This window comes from Brevundimonas sp. AVps7, from assembly GCF_058681545.1.
On record NZ_CM178742.1, the window covers coordinates 645,338 to 661,878 of the forward strand.

17 protein-coding genes are annotated in these 16,541 nt (G+C 67.8%); 11 read left to right on the plus strand and 6 right to left on the minus strand.

Annotated features, from left to right (window positions below; translation table 11 throughout):
* Window positions 1-52: 52 nt before the first annotated feature.
* The 7 genes from ACW17Y_RS03235 to ACW17Y_RS03265 all read left to right on the plus strand — a co-directional run bounded on the left by ACW17Y_RS03235 (window position 53) and on the right by ACW17Y_RS03265 (window position 4,517).
* Window positions 53-793 carry an SPOR domain-containing protein gene (locus ACW17Y_RS03235; protein WP_492037350.1) on the plus strand — a complete coding sequence of 247 codons (741 nt, stop codon included), beginning with the start codon at window positions 53-55 and terminating at the stop codon, window positions 791-793.
* A gap of 4 nt (window positions 794-797) precedes the next feature.
* Window positions 798-1,844 (plus strand): beta-N-acetylhexosaminidase, encoded by a 1,047-nt coding sequence (gene nagZ, locus ACW17Y_RS03240; protein WP_492037351.1) that lies wholly within the window; start codon window positions 798-800, stop codon window positions 1,842-1,844.
* A gap of 3 nt (window positions 1,845-1,847) precedes the next feature.
* Window positions 1,848-2,666: a segregation and condensation protein A gene (locus tag ACW17Y_RS03245; protein WP_492037352.1), complete on the plus strand. Its 819-nt coding sequence runs from the start codon at window positions 1,848-1,850 to the stop codon at window positions 2,664-2,666.
* Window positions 2,663-3,319 (plus strand): SMC-Scp complex subunit ScpB, encoded by a 657-nt coding sequence (scpB, locus tag ACW17Y_RS03250; protein WP_492037353.1) that lies wholly within the window; start codon window positions 2,663-2,665, stop codon window positions 3,317-3,319. Before ACW17Y_RS03245 ends, scpB begins: the two co-directional genes overlap by 4 nt.
* 162 nt (window positions 3,320-3,481) lie before the next feature.
* Window positions 3,482-3,607 (plus strand): type B 50S ribosomal protein L36, encoded by a 126-nt coding sequence (gene ykgO / locus ACW17Y_RS03255; protein ID WP_008263184.1) that lies wholly within the window; start codon window positions 3,482-3,484, stop codon window positions 3,605-3,607.
* 203 nt (window positions 3,608-3,810) lie between these two features.
* The gene (gapR, locus tag ACW17Y_RS03260) at window positions 3,811-4,086 is read left to right on the plus strand and encodes a nucleoid-associated protein GapR (protein ID WP_492037354.1); all 276 of its coding nucleotides are present in this window, start codon (window positions 3,811-3,813) and stop codon (window positions 4,084-4,086) included.
* Window positions 4,087-4,256: 170 nt separating this feature from the next.
* Window positions 4,257-4,517, plus strand: coding sequence for a hypothetical protein (locus ACW17Y_RS03265; RefSeq protein WP_492038233.1), 261 nt, complete (start codon window positions 4,257-4,259; stop codon window positions 4,515-4,517).
* 283 nt (window positions 4,518-4,800) lie between these two features.
* On the opposite strand, the gene ACW17Y_RS03270 is transcribed toward ACW17Y_RS03265, so the two are convergent.
* From ACW17Y_RS03270 to ACW17Y_RS03295, 6 genes are all read right to left on the minus strand, one after another.
* Entirely contained in the window at window positions 4,801-5,256 is a 456-nt protein-coding gene (locus ACW17Y_RS03270) for a MarR family winged helix-turn-helix transcriptional regulator (protein WP_492037355.1), read from the minus strand.
* A gap of 15 nt (window positions 5,257-5,271) precedes the next feature.
* Window positions 5,272-6,564 (minus strand): S41 family peptidase, encoded by a 1,293-nt coding sequence (locus ACW17Y_RS03275; protein WP_492037356.1) that lies wholly within the window; start codon window positions 6,562-6,564, stop codon window positions 5,272-5,274.
* Between the two features lie 190 nt (window positions 6,565-6,754).
* Window positions 6,755-9,505 carry a TonB-dependent receptor gene (locus ACW17Y_RS03280; protein ID WP_492037357.1) on the minus strand — a complete coding sequence of 917 codons (2,751 nt, stop codon included), beginning with the start codon at window positions 9,503-9,505 and terminating at the stop codon, window positions 6,755-6,757.
* A 170-nt stretch (window positions 9,506-9,675) separates the two neighbouring features.
* The gene (locus ACW17Y_RS03285; RefSeq protein ID WP_492037358.1) at window positions 9,676-11,124 is read right to left on the minus strand and encodes a sigma-54-dependent transcriptional regulator; all 1,449 of its coding nucleotides are present in this window, start codon (window positions 11,122-11,124) and stop codon (window positions 9,676-9,678) included.
* A 124-nt stretch (window positions 11,125-11,248) separates the two neighbouring features.
* Window positions 11,249-13,039 (minus strand): DUF4153 domain-containing protein, encoded by a 1,791-nt coding sequence (locus ACW17Y_RS03290; RefSeq protein WP_492037359.1) that lies wholly within the window; start codon window positions 13,037-13,039, stop codon window positions 11,249-11,251.
* Window positions 13,040-13,091: 52 nt separating this feature from the next.
* Window positions 13,092-13,565, minus strand: a complete 474-nt coding sequence (locus ACW17Y_RS03295; protein ID WP_492037360.1) for a DUF1203 domain-containing protein — start codon at window positions 13,563-13,565, stop codon at window positions 13,092-13,094.
* Between the two features lie 104 nt (window positions 13,566-13,669).
* On the opposite strand from ACW17Y_RS03295, the gene ACW17Y_RS03300 reads away from it, so the two are divergent.
* From ACW17Y_RS03300 to ACW17Y_RS03315, 4 genes are all read left to right on the plus strand, one after another.
* Window positions 13,670-15,466, plus strand: coding sequence for a M3 family oligoendopeptidase (locus tag ACW17Y_RS03300; RefSeq protein ID WP_492037361.1), 1,797 nt, complete (start codon window positions 13,670-13,672; stop codon window positions 15,464-15,466).
* A 37-nt stretch (window positions 15,467-15,503) separates the two neighbouring features.
* Window positions 15,504-15,806 (plus strand): BrnT family toxin, encoded by a 303-nt coding sequence (locus tag ACW17Y_RS03305; protein WP_492037362.1) that lies wholly within the window; start codon window positions 15,504-15,506, stop codon window positions 15,804-15,806.
* Window positions 15,775-16,041, plus strand: coding sequence for a BrnA antitoxin family protein (locus ACW17Y_RS03310; RefSeq protein WP_492037363.1), 267 nt, complete (start codon window positions 15,775-15,777; stop codon window positions 16,039-16,041). Before ACW17Y_RS03305 ends, ACW17Y_RS03310 begins: the two co-directional genes overlap by 32 nt.
* A gap of 68 nt (window positions 16,042-16,109) precedes the next feature.
* A complete protein-coding gene (locus ACW17Y_RS03315; RefSeq protein ID WP_492037364.1) occupies window positions 16,110-16,373 on the plus strand; it encodes an aa3-type cytochrome c oxidase subunit IV in 264 nt (87 codons plus the stop codon).
* Window positions 16,374-16,541 lie beyond the last annotated feature (168 nt).

Consider the following 16,541-nt stretch of genomic DNA (forward strand, 5'->3'; position numbering starts at 1 on the left):
CTGTCAGCCCGGGGCGTCGATTCGCGCACCGGTCCCCGAGAAGGCGACGACCATGTCCTATGACGACGACAACCGCCCCCGCGACCGCGGCGCCTATACGCCGCCGACGGACGACGACCTGCCGTTCAACCGCGGCGGCTTCGATGCGCGACGTGGCCCGCCGGCCAAGGCACCGCCCGTCACCCTGATCGTGAGCGCCGGCGTGCTGCTGGTCCTGATCATCGCCGTCGTCCTGTTCTACCGCTCAGGTTTGCGCTCCTCGACCGACGCGCCGCCCGCCGTTGGCACGCCCATCGCCCAAATGAAGGTCGAGGCCCCGGTCGAGGCTCAGCCCGTCGATCCGGAAGCCGGGGTCGGTCTCTACGACCAGGCGGAGGACACGGCGGCCGCGCCCGAGTTCACTGCGCCACCGGAGACCCCGCTGCCCCGGCCCGCGCCGCGTCCGATCGAGACCGCCGAGGCCACGCCTTCGGTGCGTCCCGCGACGCCCGCGCCCGCTCGTCCGACAACCCCCGCCGCCACGACTCCCGCGCCTGTCGCCAACGGCGCCGGCGGAGCCGCTGCGGTCCAGATCGGCGCCTTCTCGTCCACGGCCATCGCCGACCGGGAATACGCCGCCGTGGCCGCCCGCTTCCCCCAGTTCGCCCGGAACGCCACCAAGCGGGTGCAGGAAGTCACCGCGTCGAACGGCTCTACCGTCTATCGCACCACCTTCACGGGCCTCAGCCGCGAAGACGCCCGCGCTTTCTGCTCCGCCATCGAATCGGGCGGCGGCGACTGCCTGGTGCGATAGGGGGTTGAACAGCGCCGCCATCTACGGCTGCTCGGGGCCCGTCCTGACCGCGGAGGAGCGCGCCTTCTTCGCCGAAGTCCGGCCGTGGGGTTTCATCCTGTTCCGCCGGAACGTGGAGAGTCCGGAGCAGGTCCTGCGTCTGACCTCCGACCTGCGCGACAGCGTCGGTTGGGACGCGCCGGTGCTGGTCGATCAGGAGGGCGGCCGGGTCCAGCGCCTTGGCCCGCCGCACTGGTGCAAATATCCGCCGGGCGACGCCTATCTGAAAGCGACGAACGATCCGCTCGCGGCGCGCGAACTGGCCCGACTGGCCGGGCGGCTGATGGCGCATGACCTGAAGGCCGTCGGCATCAACATCGACTGCGCACCGGTGCTGGATGTCCCGACGCCGGGCGCCCACGACATCATCGGCGACCGGGCCTATGCCAAGGATCCAGCGACCGTCGCCCAACTGGGCAGGGCGGTTGCGGAGGGCCTGCTGGCCGGAGGGGTCCTTCCCGTGATCAAGCATATGCCCGGCCACGGCCGCGCCTTCGCCGACAGCCACAAGGAGCTTCCGACCGTTCATGCCGACATCGACGCCCTGGACGCCTGGGATTTCGCCCCGTTCAAAGCTCTGTCCGACATGCCCATCGGGATGACGGCCCACATTGTCTTCACGGCCATCGACCGGAAGCGGCCGGCGACCCAGTCGAAGAAGGCGATCAAGCTGATCCGCGAGCATCTGGGCTTCGGTGGTCTGCTGCTGTCCGACGACCTCTGCATGAACGCCTTGTCGGGGAGCCTGACCGAGCGGGCTGAGAGATCCCTCAGGGCCGGCTGCGACCTTGTCATCCACTGGACCGGCGACATGGCCGAGATGCGTCAGGTGGCCGAGGGCGTGCACCGGCTCAAGGGCGGGGCGGCAAGGCGGGCGCAGGCGGCGCTCGACCGGATCGTCCATACGCCCGAACCGCTGGACGTCCGGGAGGCGCGCGACCGGTTCGACGCCCTGCTGGCGGGAAGGCTCGACGCGTCGAAGGGGCCGGACGTGGGCGAGGCGCAGGCCTAGATCATGTCGGACGCCTTCCAGCCAAACCTGGATTTCACGGCGGCGCAGGAGGTCGATGCTCGCGACGTGCTCGTGGTCGATCTGGACGGTTATGAGGGGCCGCTGCATGTTCTGCTGGCCTTGGCGCGGACGCAGAAGGTCGATCTGCTGAAGCTGTCGATCACGAAGCTGGCGGAACAGTATCTGGCCTTCGTCCATGAGGCCCGGCGGCGGAACTTCTCGCTGGCGGCCGACTACCTCGTGATGGCGTCGTGGCTGGCCTATCTGAAGTCGCGGCTGCTGCTGCCGCGGACCGAGAAGGGCAAGGGCGACGAACCGCCGGCGGAGGAGATGGCCGCGGCCCTGGCCTTCCGCCTGCAGAAGCTGGAAGCGATGCGGAAGGCCTCGGACGCCCTGCTGGCCCGGCCGCAACTGAAGCGGGACGTGTTCACCCGGGGCGATCCGCAGGCGACCGTGATCGTGCCCTCCGACCGGATCGACGCCAGCCTGTACGAACTGATGGCGGCCTATGTCGGGCAGCGTCGGCGGGAGCAGGCGCGGCACTATAATCCGGGCCAGCGGGTCGAGGCCTATGCGCTGGAGGCGGCGCGGGACTGGCTGAGGGAAATCCTGCCGCGCATGTCCGACTGGACGCCGCTGGAGCGGGTCGCGCCTCAGCGGGACGGGGAGGGCCCGAGCCAGGCCAGCCTGACCGCCTCGACCCTTTCGGCCAGCCTGGAGCTGGTCAAGGAAGGGGCGATGGACGTGCGTCAGGAGAAGGCCTTTGACGAGGTCTGGCTGAAGCGGCGCGGGCAGGGTCAGGCTCTGGAGCTGACGCCATGAGCGGGATCCAGTTCGCACCCGACGAGGGCGAGATCGAGCGGCGGGTCGAGGCCCTGTTGTTCGCGGCGGCGGGGCCGCTGTCGGCCTCCGACATCGCCCGCAGGCTGCCCGAAGGCGCCGAGGTGGGGCGGGCTATTGCGGGGCTGCGGGCGCGTTATGAGGGGCGGGGGGTGGAACTGGTCTGCGTCGCCGACCGCTGGAGCTTCCGCACGGCGGGCGACCTCGGCTTCCTGATGACCGAGGAGCGGGAGGAGCCCCGCCGGCTGTCCAAGGCGGCGCTGGAGACCCTGGCCATCATCGCCTACCACCAGCCCGTGACCCGGGCCGAGATCGAGAGCGTGCGGGGGGTTTCGATCTCCCGGGGCACCCTGGACCTGTTGCTGGAGATGGGGTTCGTGCGGCTGAGGGGTCGTCGACGGACGCCCGGACGGCCGGTGACCTATGCGACGGCGGACCGGTTCCTCGAGCATTTCGGACTGGCCAGCCTTTATGATCTGCCGGGCGCGGCGGAGATGAAGGCCGCCGGCCTGCTGGACCTGTCGCTGCCGGTCGGCTTCGAGGTTCCGGACCCGTCGCGGTCGGGACCCGAGGAGGAAGACCCGATCGATGAGGGCGATCAGCCCGAGTTCGCCCAGGACTTCATCGGGGACTGACCCGGAGTGCCGACTCGGGTTGACGTCCGGGGGGTGTCTGGCTATACGCACGCCTCCGCCGCCGGGCTTCCGCGCGGCTTTTCTATTTCTATTTGCCCCTAGCCTGCGCTGAGCAGCGAGCCGCCGAGCGGCAAGCGTCAGCGCCACCAAGGATTTCAGACCATGAAGGTCCGCAGCTCGCTCAAGTCGCTCAAGACCCGCCACCGCGACTGCAAGGTCGTGCGCCGCAAGGGCGTCGTCTTCGTGATCAACAAGACGGACCCGCGCTTCAAGGCGAAGCAGGGCTAAAGGATTTCTGACGCTCGCTCGCGACGCCGTCGCGAACTGCCTGAGCCCAGAACTACCCACAGGTCGCGGACTTTGTCCGCGACCTTTTTCGTGCGTGCGGTTGAGCGTTTCGCCCCCGCATGGTTAGCGTCCCGCTCTTCTTTGTCGCCCTGCCGCCCCTTGGGCTCGTTGAGGGCGGCCAGTCTGATTCACGGAGACTTCCCATGGCCGACGACGCCACTTTCGACGCCTCGCCGGACGTCCTGAACGCCACGGCCCAGGGCCGTCTGCGGACCATCATCGAGCGGATCGAGCGCCTCGAAGAGGACAAGGCCGCGATCATGGCCGACCAGAAGGAGGTCTTCCTCGAAGCCAAGGGCGAGGGCTACGACGTCAAGATCCTCCGCAAGGTCATCCGCATCAGGAAGCAGGACAAGGCCAAGCGCCAGGAAGAGGACGCGATCCTGGACCTGTATCTGTCGGCGCTCGGCGAGATCTGATCCTGAAGCGGACGCCCCTTTCGGGCGGTCCGAAAGGCCCCTCTCAAGACCGTTCCGGGGGGTCGCTCAAGCGCTCGACCGGGTTCAAGCCCGGGTCAGGTTTCCAGGCCAGGGACAAGCCTCCGCCCAGCCCGTTCGAGGCCGAGCGCGAGGCCGCGCGTCGCAAGGCGCTGAACGCCCTCAAACGCGCCAAGCGCGCCGCCGACAAGGCGGGCATCGCCCTTTCCGAATGGGAGGGTGAGTTCATCGAGGGCGTCGCCGAGCGGATCAAGACCTATGGCCGCGCCTTCGGCGATCCGGAAAAGGGCGCGCCGGGCCAGGCCCTGTCGTCGATGCAGGGGCGCAAGCTCAAGGAGATCACGGCCAAGGCCAACGGCGAGGTGCCGAAGCGGCGCTGGGGACGCAAGATGCCGCCGGCCGATGGATCATGACCCGAACGTCCGGATCGTCCGGACGAAAACTGGCGGACGAAACGGACGAAACGGACGAAACGAAGAAAAAGTCGTTTCGATTTAATAAGCTGACGCTACGCCTGTTCGTCCGTTCGACAGGGAGCCGGGCGTTTCGCCCTCTCGCGGGGGTACTGATTGTCAAAGACCCGACGGACAGGTGGGGAAGCGATCAACCCGCCGCAAGGAGGAGATAAGAATAAATTCTCTTTCTGGATCCCGGCCCGCCGCTCGGTGATGACTGTTTGCGACTCGCCACGGACGCTCAGACGACCATGCGGTCGATCAGTGGGCGGGCTTTGAGGGCGGTGATCGCACGACTGATTCCGTCGAATACGGGACCGGCGTGCTCTTCCATTTCGGCGTAGGCGCGTTCGAATTCCCCATCCAGACTATCGAGCAACGCCAGTTGTTCGCGCCCCCTGTCCGTCAGCTCGATCAGGATGACGCGCTGGTCGTCGGGATCGGGCCGGCGGCTGACCAGCCCCAGCGTCACCAACTTCGGCATCTTCTGTTGAATGAGCTGGTGTGAACGGTCCAGCGCCCGCACGAGCCCGGCGACAGAGACAGGACCGAGCGTCGCGATGGCGCCCAGCAAGGACGAGGACTTGACCGGAATGACAATGCCGGCGCGCTGGAACACCTCGGCAGACTGTTGCTCGATCAGTTCGCTCAACTGCTCGCTGAGGCGCCCCAGAAAGGTGCGGTTCAACTCGATCATATGTCCAAGGGCCCCTCAATCCAGACGACGATAGGTGGCGGTCTCGCCAGACTTCCACACGCGCTCCAGGCCGGTCACGCGACCATCTTCCCGAACCAGACGGAACCGGTAGTCATCCGTTCCCTGGACCGCAAACAGATCCTTGCCGATCGGCTCAAGCGCCAGAACGAACCGATCGCGCCAATGGTAGGCCAGACCGGCCGGCGTCCGAACAAGGCTTCGCCCTTCGTAAACCCCAGCCGCGTCATCCAGATCCGTCCCTGTCGCGGTCTGACCCGAGACGGCGAAATCGACAGGAACCAAGGCCCACTTCGCATCCGGGTCGCCCGCGTCCGCCCGGCTCTGCAGCAGGAATTTCTGCGCCGCAAACAGGGCGTCCGAGGCCGGGACGACGAGATCGGGGGTCACGCCGACGCCCTCGAAATCCTGGCCGTCGACCGGATCCCGGATCTGACCGAACGGCACCTGCAGCATGAACCGGTCGTCGATCGGGACGCGGGTCACCGGATGCGCGCCCCCGGAGGTCTGCTCCCCGATCACGGTCGCACGGCCGAGCTTCTGCAGGGAAAACGCCATCCATTCGGCGGCGGAGAAGGAGGTCGATCCAGTCAGCACCACCACCGGGATATCCGCCGACCTTTGCCCGGGCACGGCGGGCAGACTCCACTGGCTCCGCTCCACGCGGACCCCATTCTCGCCGTAGAAATAATCGAAGAATTTCTGATCTTTGCCAGCGGGGTAGAGGTAGCTCATCAGGAACTGCGCCATCTCCAGGACGCCGCCGTTGTTGTAGCGGAGGTCGAAAATGAGCCCCTTGGCGCCTTCCGCGAACCGCATGGCTCCAGCCGCCGTTTCCTGGGCGTCCTGCGGGTCGGCGAAGAAGTCGAACCGGATGTAGGCAAGGCCTCCGTCGAGCCGTCGAGCGTCGCGAAAGCCGAAATTGGCGGCCCGCTCGCTGTCGCGCTGGGCCTGGGTGGTTGCCTCGCCGTCGGCTTTCGCCTGGCGATCGGCGACCACCTCGGCCGGATCGAACGCCACCGAGAAATGCAGATCGTCGCTCGCCCTGACCAGGCCCTGGGCGAGACTGGCCGCGAATTGTTCGCCGCCGATCGGCTCGGCCTGAACCCGCCGGTCCAGCTCGGCGGCTATCGTCGGGATGCGGTCGGGGAAGACATAGTTCTCCCGCAGCGCCGTCGTGAGGTGGGTGACGACTTCCCGCTGCGCCTCCCGATCAAGGGTCTGCGCGGCGACCGTTCCGGGGGCCAGGAGAGCGACCGCAATCAGCGAGAGAAAAACGCGCAACGTCATTTTCGATCCTCATTACTACAATATATTGCGCAATAGATTGTAGTAATGCCCCGCGTCAATCTCCCGGCTCGGCGTCGCGCGTGGTTCTTGCTGAACTGATGAGCGTCGTTGGCCGGCCGGAGTCGCCACATGCGACCGGACCGGTCTAAACCGCGCACTCCGGCCTTCGCCGGGGTGCGCGGTGATCGTCCTAGAACAGGATCTTGCGAAGGCTGATCGAGAAGACGCGGCCCTGGGGGTCGAGGAAGTCGGGCTGGTAGTTCAGCGGGACCGTGCCGGTCGAGGATGTCACCTCGGTGCGGGTGTCGAACAGGTTCTGGATGCCGAAGTTGAGGCGCGTGCCCTTCAGGATCGGGAACTTCTCGACCCAGGCGGTGCGCTGGGACAGGTCGGCGAAGACGTTCAGGTTGACGGTGGTCTGGTCGCTGAAGGCCAGGTCCGAGCCGCCCGCGCCGCCGTCGACGCGGGTCGATTGACGCCAGTTGGCGTTCAGGAACGAGCCGAAGCCGTTGCGGAAGACCCCGGCCTGGACCTGGATCTCGTTGCGGGACGTGCCGCCACGCGCGCCGGTGGCGTCGCCATCCAGCAGGTCCAGCTCCGGCAGGCTGTCGCGGATGCTGACCGTGTCGGTGAACCGGACCGTATGATAGATCGAGAGGTTGAAACGGCCCTGGCCCGGCTGCATGCCGCCGCCCCGTCCGCCGCCGCCGGGGCCGCCGCCCATGCGGAACTGCTGGCCGCCGCCCGGGGGCGGACCCCCGGCGCCGCCACCGGGACGGCCGCCGCCCATCATCATCATGCCGCCGCCCGGCATGCCGCCGCGACCGCCGGCGCCCATCGCCGCGGCCGGGGTGGGCGTGCCAAAGGCGCGCGAGAAGTTGAAGCCGGTGCGCAGCTCCGCCCGCTCGGTGCGGGCGAAGTTCAGCGGCCGGGCGTCGAGGCCCAGCAGGTTGCCGGCCGCGTCGCGCGTGAACCGTTCAGGCAGGGCGGCCTCGAGGTCGGCGGTGATCGTCGGGAAGGCGATGATCGCGTCGTTGACGATGGTGCGGGTGTAGTTGGAGCTGACGGAGAAATCGCGTTCCGACCACGGGCGGAGGTTGAAGCCGAGAGCCAGGACCTGACGGTCCTCGGGGTTCAGGTTCGGATTGCCGCCGCTGACGCGGGTGATCTGGACCGTCCGGCCGGTGCGGAAGTCGAATACGGAACTGTTGGGCGTCGAGATCGTCGGGTCGTTCAGCTGCTGGATCGTCGGGGCGCCCTCTTCGTCCTTGTAGCTGACACTGAAGGACAGGGGCTCGATCGGCGACCAGTTGGCCGCGGCGCCGAGGGTGACCAGACCGCCGATATCGGAGGCTTCGTCATAACCGGCGTTGGCGGTGACCGAGAGATCGCCGAAACGGCTCAGTACGTCCTGGCGGCGGCTGGCGATCGGCAGGGAGAAGTTGACCGTGCCATAGGCGCGGTCACGACCGATGGCGCGCTCCGAGAAGATGCCCGAGAGGGTGCTCTGAGAAGTCAGGTCGCGGGTGTCGAAGCCGACCTTGAAGGTCGAGTTCAGACCGCCGGCAGGCGCATCGAACAGGTCGCCCATGAAGACCGCTTCGACATTGCCGCCGCTGGCGACCGAGTTGGCCGTGTCGGCCAGGCGAGTAAAGCTGGAGGGCGACAGGGCGCCGAAAGGGTTCAGGGTCCCGGCGGTGACGGCCGCCTGGGCCGCCGTCGCGCTGAGGCCGCGGCCGGTCGTGGTGTCGGTCTCGACCCGGTCGTAGGCTCCCGACAGGGTCCAGCGCCAGTTGTCGCCGATGAAGCCGTCCAGAAGCACGCCTAGATTGGCGGTCGAGGTGTCGGTATCGCGGGTCAGGGCGCCGGCGTCGTCGAGATAGCGGTAGACGGCGACGTCGCGGCTGAAGGGCGAACCATTGCGGCCGGCCGGTGCGATCAGGGTCACGCCGGGCAGGCCGCCCATCGAGAAGCTGGAGGCGTCGACGAGGTTCAGGCTGACCGTGCCCTTGGTCGTCGAGTTCAGGTCGCGCGCGATAGAGGCGTTCAGCGTCGTCGTGTCGCCGCGCGGCAGAAGGGTGCGGTAGTCGCTGAGGTTTCCGGTGCGCGGGGCGTTGGCTCCGGCGGCGAACTGGGCGAGCGTCGGATTGGCGACGCCGGGGTTGGCCGCGACCACGGCCGCCAGGGCCGGATCGATCTGTGTCCCGTAGGGAATGCCGGCGACATTGCCGATCAGGTCGAACGGCTGGGAGCCCGGATCGCGGGTGATGTCGCGCTCTGACTCGAACAGGGCGGTGTCGTGCAGGTGTTCCAGGCTGACGTTGACGCGGGTGCCGTCGACGATGCTGAAATAGCCGGTCTCGACCTCGGTGGAGTTGCGGCCGCCCTGGGTGGGGGCGCGGTTGGAGACCTCGGCCGTCGCCTGGCGGAACTGGGCCTTCAGGACGATGTTCACGACCCGCTGATCGGCGGTGTAGCCATAGGTCAGGGCGACCTGTTCGGGCAGGATGTCGGTGCGTTCGATGGCCTCGAACGGGATGTTGCGGATCTCCTGGAAGCCCGAGGTCCGCCGGCCGTTCAGCAGGACGACAGGACCCGAGGAGCTGCGCGAGCTGCGGGTCAGGGGCTCCAGTGCGGTCAGCAATTCCGCGATGTTGGAGGCGCCGTAGGCGCGCAGCTGGTCGGCGTCCAGGCTCAGGTCGGGCGGAATGTCGCCCTCGACAGCGCCGCGCAGGCGGGTTCCATCGACCACGACATCCTCGACGATGTCCTCGTCACCGGAGGGAGCGCCGGTCGGGAGGTCCTGATCGTCGTCCTGAGTCGGCTGGGAAGTGTTGGGGAGCGTCGCTTGCGCGGCCGGTTGCCCTCCCGTCTGGACCACCGGCGCAGTCTGGATGGCGCCCGAGGCGAGGGCGTAGAGCAGGGCGGCGGCGATGGTCATGCAACAATCCGAACGAGGCGTGGGGAGAGACGCCCGCCGGTACTCAAACGCGCAATGACGCGAACGATCCGACGGCCTTCTTATACGGCGAAGTCATCACGATCCGTCGCGGCGCCATTGTGGCGCTTTGTTGCAACCTTACGTCGAGATGGAAAGGTGTGGCCGTAAGGTCACCCTGCCTCTTTGAGAATGCCTTCCAGACCCTGTTCGCGGACCTTGCGGTACAGGGTCGAGCGGCCGATGCCGAGGCGGCGTGCGATCTCGGACATATGGCCGGCGTAGACCTCGATCGCGTGCTGGATCAGGTCGCGCTCGATGTCCTCGAGCGTGCGCAGATGGCCGCGCTCGTCGAGGATCCTGATCGGCTGATCGGGCAGGGGCGGCAGGTCGGCGTAGTTCATCACAGCCGCCGAGGGCTGCGAAGGCTCGGCCTCCAGCGGCATGGCGACGCCCGAGATGGCCGGGAAGTCGTGCGGCTGAAGGAAGGGCGCGTCGGCCAGGACGATGGCGCGATAGATGGTGTTCTCCAGCTGGCGTACATTGCCGGGCCAGTCGAAGGCGGTGAGCAGGGCCAGGGTCTCGGGCGAGGCGCCGGCGATCCGCTTGCCCTCCTCGACGTTGAAGCGGCCGATGAAGTGGTCGATCAGGGCCGGGACGTCCTCGCGGCGTTCGCGCAGGGCCGGGGCCTCGATCGGGAAGACGTTCAGGCGATAGAACAGGTCCTCGCGGAACCGGCCTTCGGCGACGGCGCTCGACAGGTCGCGGTTGGTGGCCGAGACGATGCGGACGTCGACCTTGACGGCGCGCTTCGAGCCCACCGGGTCGATCTCGCCCTCCTGCAGGGCGCGCAGCAGCTTGACCTGCATGTCCAGCGGCAGTTCGCCGATCTCGTCCAGGAACAGGGTGCCGCCGTTGGCCTCCATGAACTTGCCGAGATGCTTGTCCGAAGCGCCGGTGAAGCTGCCCTTCTCATGGCCGAACAGGATCGACTCGACCAGGTTGGCGGGCAGGGCGCCGCAGTTGACGGCCACGAACGGCTTGCCGGCGCGGTCGCTGGCGCCGTGCAGGGCGCGGGCGATGACTTCTTTACCCACCCCGCTCTCGCCGGTGATCAGGACCGGGATGGAGGATTTGGCGGCGCGGGCGCCGAGCTGTTTGACCATCTGCATCGGGCGGCTGTCGCCGACCAGATCGGCGAAGGTGACTCGACCGGCGACGTGCTTCTTCAGCCGGCCGACCTCGGCGGTCAGCTGGGTCAGCTGGAGCGCATTGCGGATGCCGACCAGGATACGCTCCGGGCTGGCGGGCTTGATGAAGAAGTCCTGGGCCCCGGCCTGCATGGCCTTGACCACGGTCTCGATGCCGCCGTTGGCGGTCAGCACGATGACGGGGGTGGTGACGCCGGCGGTGCGGATCTCGGCCAGGGCCTCCATGCCGCTCATGCCCGGCATGACGAGGTCCAGCAGAACGACGTCGGCGCCGCCGCCCTTGGTCAGGCGGTCGATGGCCTCGCCGCCGCTCTCGGCGTGGGCGACGATATAGCCTTCGCGATCCAGAACCGCCTGGACGAGGCGGCGCTGGGTCGGATCGTCATCGACCACCAGAACGGTCTTGGCCATGGTTGCGGACACCCTTGTTCATCACCGATCGGCCGGTCCTCGTGACAGCGGGACTGGCTCGTTTCGGGACGGTTTTAGCCCCGATGCGGTGAAGATCGGGTGAGAGGGCGTGGTGTCCGCAGGGTTAACGGGCGGGCGGGCAGGCGAACGGCGCGGCAGGCGACAGGGGCGACTGACGTTGTCCGCCGGTGTCGAGGTCGGGCAGGTTGTCGTTGTAGCCGGCCTTGAGCTTGCCCTGACGCAGCAGGTCGCGAGCGTCCGTAGCCGCCGTCTCGTCTCCGCACCGGACCGGGACGTAGGTCCCGAGCGGGATGTAGGTCCCGAACTCGGCGTCCTCGCCATAGATGGTGACGCGGTAGGACTGGACCAGAAGGACGGTGTTCGGTTCGAAGCCGATCGCTTCGCCGACGGTGGCCAGGCAGTCGCCTTCCGCTCGGCATTCACGACGGGCGTCGTCGTCCGTAACAGGCTGGAAGAAGACCTCGGGCAGGGCGGGGGCGCCGGGGAGGGTGGCGATCGTCGGCTTGAATTCCTCGTCGGCCGGGGTGTCGGCGGTGAAGATGTTGGCCTGGGCCTCCTTTGCGCGGGCGGCGACGTCGGCGTCATCCGAGTCGGCGAGACGGTCGAGGGCGGCGCGTCCGGCCTTGCCGCTGCCGTTCTGGAGGAAGGCGTAGTCGAACTTGTCCGGCGCGACCTTGCCGCTGTTCAGGCGGGCGACCTGATCGCCGACAGACAGTCGGGCGGGGTCGGCCAGCGGGGTGAACAGGGCGAGGATGACGGCGACCTCGAGGACGGCGGTGACGATATTGGTCATCTCCAGCGCCTTCATCCAGGGCGAGCCCTTGCGGACGAAGGGGACCAGGGCGCCGAGGCCGTAGCCGATCGCATAGGCGGCGCCGATCAGGGCGCAGGCGACGGCGATGATCCGGTCGGGCGTCAGGCCGTGCTGGCCGATACGCAGCGACAGACCCCAGAAGGCGATCAGCACCAGCGGCGTCAGCAGAACCGAGGCGACGCGGACGGCAATGCGCAGAACGGCGGGCGGCAGGTTGTCGGCGCGGCCGTCCTGATACGCCGCGTTGATGAGGATGATAAGGCCGCCCGCCGCCGACAGGACCAGGGCGGTGGCGCTGCCGGTCTCCCACAGGCCGTCGAGGCCCGTGAAGGGCAGGGCGGCGAGGAAGCCTCCGACCAGGACCGTCAGGACCAGCAGCAGCCAGGACAGCAGCATCAGGGCGACGGTGCGCACGCCCCGGATCAGGCCGTCGCGAACGTCGGTCAGATGCACGGCGGTGGCGAAGGCGAGGCCGGTCAGGGGCAGGGAGAACCAGCCTTCCTCGATCAGGTCGCCGAGGAAGCTGAGGCCGATGATGTTGAACAGGGCGGCGCCGAGGAACAGCAGGAGCCAGAAGGCGCCCGCGAAGGCGATGGACAGCACCAGCTGCACTCCCGCCATCCAGGCGGCGTCGAAATAGGCGGGGAAGGTAGCGATCGGCTTCCGCTCGCGATCGGCCGGGACGATCAGATGGTGGGCGATGAACAGGGCCGCCGCCGAGAAGGCGAATAGGGGGAAGGTCATCTGGCGGCCGGCGTCGCCCGCCTGACGCGCAACATCATGCCAGGCGAGGAAGGCCAGGGCCGCCGCCGCGACGGCGCCCCAGATCGCCAGGGTCGGCCAGCGCAACCGCCCGACTCCGGCCAGAAGGGGCGGCGGCAGGAAGAGGGCGACCAGGACGAGCGGGCCGAAGGTCTCGGGGAAGCGCGAGGACCAGGTGGCGCCCTCGCCCTCGGAGGCGCGGACCAGCAGATAGAGGGCGATCCCCTGCGCCAGACCGATCACCAGCCTGACCAGACCGACCAGGCGGTCGTTCTGGCCCAGGTCGCTGCGGCCGGCGGAATCGGTGGTCGTGGTCATGGCGCGGTTCTCCCCCGGCGTGACCATGAACCGGGCCGCGGCTTCGGGGAAGTTATGTTTCCTGACGAACGGCGCGGGCCAGGTAGCAGCCGCGCGGCGCGAAATGGATGTGGCACTGTTCCACCGCCGGGTTCTCGAACCATTGGGCCAGACGCGCGTCGAGCTCGGCGCCGTCGATGACCTGTCCCTCGATCATCATGTTGCGGCGGTCGTAGATTCGCAGGGACAGGGGGCGTTTTCGCAGCATCTCGGGGGCCTCGGCGAGGGGGTCCGAGCGGACGGCGGCCTCGCGCACGAAGATCGGGCCGGCGGCGCGGTAGGGGGAGGTCTCGTCGGTCAGGTGGGCGTGGTTGACGAGGACCAGGGCCTCGCCCGCGTCGGCGTCCTGCAGGCTGACGCGGCAGGGCGCGCGGCCGGGCGCGTCGGCGACCCAGCGGCGGGCGCCGACCTCGACCAGTTCGGCGTCGGACATGGCGAAATAGGCGGTGAAGGGTTCGATCGGCAGGGCTTCGATGCGGTAGGTCATGGGTGTCTCTCCTTGTTCGCCAGGAGAGATGCGACGAACCGCGCGGCGCGTCTGGCGGGTTTCGGCCGTTGCGCCCCGGCCTCCGCGACCCCACAACGAAGGGCATGAACGCGCCCTTCAAGACCCCCGCCATCGAGCCCCCTCTTTGGGACCTGTCCGATCTCTATGCGTCGCGTGAAGACGCGCGGATCGCCGCCGATCTGGAGACGGCTCGGACGGCCGTCGCCGAACTGAACGGGCTGCAGGGCCGGTTCGTCGCCGAACGCGCCGACGCCAGGGTGCTGGGCGCAACGCTGGGTCGGGCCATCACGCTCTATGAACAGGCGTCGGAGAAGCTCGGCGCTCTGGGCGCCTACGCCTTCCTCGCGGCCTCGACCAACCGGGCCGATGCGGGGGCTCAGGGGTTCGAGGCCGATCTGCGCGAGAAGATTACGGCCATCGCCACCCCGACCGTCTGGCTGACGCTGGAGATCAACCAGTTGGAGGAGGCCGAGATCGAGGCGGCGCTGACCGCCGATGCGGGGGCGGCGGTCTGGAAGCCGTGGCTGCGGCGGGTGCGGGCGATGAAGCCGCACGAATTGTCGGGCGAGCTGGAGACCTTCATCGCCGAGCGGATGCCCATCGCGGCCCAGTGGCCCCGGCTGTTCGACGAGACACTCGCGGCGCTGCGGGTCGAGAGCGGCAAGGAAAGCCTGACGCTCGCCGAGGCGCTGAACCAGCTGTCCGACCCCAAGGAGGCCAGGCGTCGTTCGGCGGCCGAGGGGCTGAACACTGCGCTGGCGGCGCGGGTCTCGACCCTGGCGCTGACGCTGAACACCGTCGCGGCCGAGAAGGCGATGGAGGATCGCTGGCGCGGGTTCAAACGCCCCGCCGACAGTCGTCACCTGGCCAATGAGGTCGACGGCGAGTCCGTGGACGCGATGGCCGACGCCGTCGCCGCCGCCTATCCGAAACTGTCGCACCGCTACTATGCGCTGAAGGCCAGGGCGCTCGGCAAGGCCAGGCTGGACCAGTGGGATCGCAACGCGCCGCTGGAGACGACGGCGCCGCGCGGGTTCGACTGGAATCAGGGGCGGGAGCTGGTGCTGGAGAGCTTCGGCGATCTGGGCGGGGAGTTCGCCGAGCGGGCCGGGCGGTTCTTCGACAGGCCGTGGATCGACGGGCGCGCGCGGGCCGGGAAACAGTCGGGCGCCTACGCCCACCCGGTGACGGCGGATCGCCACCCCTACGTCTTCCTGAACTGGATGGGCGAGCGGCGCGACGTGCTCACGCTGGCGCACGAACTGGGGCACGGGGTGCACCAGACCCTGGCGGCCGAGAAGGGGACGCTGCTGGCCGATACGCCGCTGACGCTGGCCGAGACGGCGTCGATCTTCGCCGAGGGGCTGACGTTCGACCGGCTGCTGGCGACGGCGCCGAAGGCCGAGCAGCGCGGCCTGCTGGCCGGGCGGATCGAGGACGGTCTGAACACCGTGGTGCGCCAGATCGCCTTCCACCGTTTCGAGACGCGGTTCCACGACGAACGGGCGACCGGCGAGGTGTCCGCCGACCGGCTGGGCGAACTGTTCCTTGAGGAGATGGGGGCGTCGCTGGGTCCGGCGGTGACGCTGAATCCCGGCTACGAGGCGTGGTGGAGCTATGTCAGCCACTTCGTCCATTCGCCCTTCTATGTGTACGCCTATTCCTTCGGCGACCTTCTGGTGGCGGCCTTGATGGAGACGCGGCGGGCCGATCCGGACGGGTTCGCGCCCCTGTATCGGGAGCTGCTCGCGGCCGGCGGGACGAAGACCTACGTCGAGGCTCTGGAGCCGTTCGGGCTCAATCCGCGCGACCCGGCCTTCTGGACCATCGGCACGAAACGGCTGGAGAGACTGATCGATCAGTTCGAGGCGCTGGGTTGAAATTGTAAATACAAAAATGTAAATACAATGGGGCGGGATGAGGTTCGATTGGGATCCGGAGAAAGCGCGGAGCAATCTTGCGAAGCACAACGTCAGCTTCGAGTTCGCGAGCACGGCTTTCGAAGACGCGAATGCCGTCAGCATTCATGATCGAGTGGTCGATGGAGAGGAGAGATGGCGCACGGTCGCCCGGGCCGCTGGCGGCGTCACCATTCTGTTCGTGGCGCACACCTATCTGGATGATGAAGGCGAGATTTTTGTTCGGCTGATCATGGCCCGCAGAGCGTCAAGGCAAGAGAGAAACGCGTATGAGCGAGGCGACGAAGGATTTTTCCGCTGAGATCGCAGTGCTGGAGGCGATGTCCGACGAGGATATCGATTTCAGCGACGCACCTGAAATCACGGACTGGACGGGAGCTGTAAGGGGCAAATTCTATCGCCCTGAAAAGCAGACGGTGACCATCCGCCTGGATGCGGATGTGGTCGCCTGGTTCAAGGGCGCGGAGCCGAAATACCAGACCGCCGTCAACCGTGTGCTGCGCGAGTATATGCTGTCGCACGCCAAGTCGGCTTGATCCCGCTTGAGCCAAACCCCCGCATCGCTATAAGACCGCCCAAACGCCTCTCCGACGGACGCAGACCCATGGCCGACCATCACTCCCCGACCGAACACGCCGATCACGACGCGGACGCCTACGTCCACGGCACGATGACGGTCGAGGAACAGTCGGCGACCTACAGCCTGTTCATGAACCTGGCCAAGTGGGGCTCGCTGGTCATCGCCGCCCTGCTGCTGTTCCTGACGCTTTGGTTCCAGCCGGGCGGGAGCTTCATCGCCGGGGCGATCGGCGGCGGCGTTCTGGCCGTTGCCGGGTTCGTCTTCCTGAAGAGCGGCAAAAACCACTAAGCAGGCTGCTCTCGCTCGCCTCTCTGTGGTCGCTGCTTGCGCCCAGCGGGCTATGAAAGGCGAGATATTGCGCGGATGTCGCCGTAATTGATGGCGAAACGGGTGTCTGCACCTTTGACGCCACAGTCTCCCAGCGCCTAACGTTCTCCGATCCAGAGCTGGATGGGG